The following is a 1,936-nucleotide window of genomic DNA, read 5'->3' as shown; positions in this document are numbered from 1 at the left end:
GTCACGAAGCCGGTGTCGATCTGCATGAGGTCAGTATGCCCGGTCGGTCGTGCGGTGCGCGGGGACAACTCGGGCGTGGGAAGGACAACTCGCCTGGATGAAGGACAACTCGCCTGGATGAGGGACAACTCGCCTGGATGAGGGACAACTCGCGTGGACGAGGGACAACTCGTATGAATAGGGTGAGGGCATGACCGAGAATGCTGCGAACGGCGAGCCATCCTCCCCCGGAACTTCCGCGACGATCGTTGTGGGTGCGACGAGTAAGCCTGGCTCGCGTCGTGCCATCGAGTGGGCTGTCGAGCGCGCGGCGAGCACCGGTGCTCACCTGGAACTGCTCTCGGTGATCGGCGGCGCCGTGGGCGCTGTCGGTGAACAGGAGGTCGTGCAGCGCGCCGTGGACTACGAAGAGGCCTTTCTTCGTAACGAGGCGGCGAGCCTGTCTGCCCGCGGCATCGATGTTGCGGTTCGGGTGACGAACGGAAACCCGACGAAGGAGCTCGTCGAGGCGTCAGCGGATGCCAGGCTTCTCGTGATCGGCAGTGATCACACCGGCGGCACCGAAAAGCACCGCGGGCCGCACGGGACGCGAATCGTGGCGGGAGCGCACTGCCCCGTCGTCGTCGTGCCCGACATCGACACGACCGGACGCACGGGAGTGGTTGTCGGCGTCGATGGTTCGGAGGTTTCGCACGCTGCTCTCGCGTTCGCCGCCGCCGAGGCCGCACGATTCGCCGAGCCGCTGACCGTCGTGTCGACGTGGATGCCTGTCGTCTACACCGGCGATATCGCCCCGTACCCCGACATGTACCTCACTGATCTGCAGGGCACAACCGAGGCGTTCGCGCAGTCGATGGCCGATGAGGTGCGAAAGGACCACCCGAACCTCGAGATCGTCGTGCACGTCGACGAGGGGGACCCCGCTGCCGTGATCACGGAGGTGGCGGCATCCGCTCGTCTTGCCGTCGTCGGGACGCACGGGCGTACCGGGCTGGCCCGGTTCCTTCTCGGGTCGGTCAGCACCCAGGTGCTTGACCACCTGACGACGGTCACTGCAGCGGTCCGCTAACGGCAAAGCCCCCGGCTCGATCTGGGGGGCTGTCGAGCCGGGGGCTGTACGCGAGACGCGTACCTTCGCGGCGGATGAGTGACCCGAAACACTCAGCGCGCGGTCTTGCCACGATGAGAATGGCACGGTTCGCGACTTCGTGCCGGGGGATTGTCAACTGCGCGTCCCGGATGCCATAATCCGCCGCGCGGGCAGGTGGGTCAGCGGCCGAGCAGCCTGCCGACCACGCTCGGAAGCTCTCCCGGGGTGGTGACCACCTGGTCGTGAGGCAGCTCGGGTGCACCGGGTCCGGTCACGATGGTGCCGGGGGCGTACGCAATCGTCGGGACCCCCGGATAGTTGCGGCGTACCGTGCGGATGAAGTCCGCGGCGGTCATCACGTCGCCCTCGCGGCCGCAGTCGGTGACGACCAGGAGGTACTTCTCTGCTGCGAGGTATGCCAGCGCAGCTTCGCAGTGCCGCGCGACGGTGACGGTGAGGCCCATGCGGTGCAGGGCGACGACGTCGGGGACGTGGCTGTCGGGATCGTCGTCGACCCAGAGCACGCGGCCGAGACGGAAGACCGACTTCTGCGGCGCGCGCGGCGGCGCGACGTAGGGCTGCTGGGGGACGCCCGCCGCCTGTTGCGGCGGGTCGGGGGTCGGTGCGGCCTCCGGGCTCAGGGATGCTGCCGGGATGGGCTCATCCACGGGAGGGGAGGGAGGTTGCTGCTCCGGAGCCGGCGTGGGCGCGAGCGCGGTCGGAGCGGGGCCGAAGGCGGCGCTTGCCACGGTGACCGGTTGCGCTGACGGGTTGGGGGCGAAGACGTACTCGATGGTGCCCTCGTCGACCCGCGGTGCCTGTGGCGCGGTGGCAGGCGGCGCGGTG

1 protein-coding gene and 1 pseudogene are annotated in these 1,936 nt (G+C 68.7%); one reads left to right on the top strand and one right to left on the bottom strand.

The features are described 5' to 3' along the window. Nucleotides 1-190: 190 nt before the first annotated feature. On the top strand, nt 191-1,069 hold the full coding sequence (locus B3587_RS14295) for a universal stress protein (protein ID WP_292729874.1): 879 nt from the start codon (nt 191-193) through the stop codon (nt 1,067-1,069). 200 nt (nt 1,070-1,269) lie between these two features. On the opposite strand, the pseudogene B3587_RS14290 reads toward B3587_RS14295, so the two are convergent. After that, a pseudogene (locus tag B3587_RS14290) lies at nt 1,270-1,936 on the bottom strand (hypothetical protein); the annotation flags it as partial.

This window comes from Microbacterium sp. UBA837, from assembly GCF_002296025.1.
Lineage (GTDB): Bacteria > Actinomycetota > Actinomycetes > Actinomycetales > Microbacteriaceae > Microbacterium.
The sequence above is the reverse complement of the archived record's forward strand: the minus strand, read 5'-3'. Positions and strand labels throughout refer to the sequence as shown.